The sequence below is a fragment of the Candidatus Hydrogenedentota bacterium genome (genome assembly GCA_016791475.1).
Taxonomy (GTDB): domain Bacteria; phylum Hydrogenedentota; class Hydrogenedentia; order Hydrogenedentales; family JAEUWI01; genus JAEUWI01.
Map to the genome: position 1 here is coordinate 1 of JAEUWI010000169.1, position 559 is coordinate 559.

Genomic DNA, 559 nt, shown 5'->3' on the forward strand with positions numbered 1-559 from the left:
TCGGGTGGTGGGCGGCTCCGAGATGGTGACGTTCGCCTCCGATGATCTCGCGGCCTCCCTGACCCAGATCGAGGACGCCACCGCGGCCTCCGAGAGCTCGGCCACCGCGGCCAGCGCCGCGACGGGCCAGGTGGCAGCCGAGGCGCACACCGTGGCCTCCGCCGCCGAGCAGATGTCGGCCTCGATGAACGAGGTGTCGAGTTCGGCGTCCGAGGCGACCGGGGTCGCGCAGGAGGCCGGCGGCGTCGTCCGGGAGGTCGTGGCCTCGGTCGAGCGGCTGGCCACCTCCAGCGCCTCCATCGACCAGGTGGTCAAGACGGTCAACGGCATCTCCGACCAGACCAGGTTGCTGGCCCTGAACGCCACCATCGAGGCGGCCCGTGCCGGGGCGGCCGGGCGCGGGTTCGCGGTCGTGGCCGAGGAGGTCAAGAACCTCGCGGCCCAGACCAGCCAGGCCACCACGGTGATCGCCGGCCAGCTGGCCCAGCTCGTGGACGACAGCACGCAGGTGCGCGAGTCGGTCACCCGGATCGACGAGGTGCTCGACCGGGTGATGTCC

General features: G+C 72.6%; 1 protein-coding gene. It reads left to right on the forward strand.

The window, feature by feature from the left end; translation table 11 throughout:
* A partial coding sequence (locus JNK74_28490; protein MBL7650127.1) for a methyl-accepting chemotaxis protein occupies positions 1 to 559 on the forward strand: 559 nt, incomplete at both ends.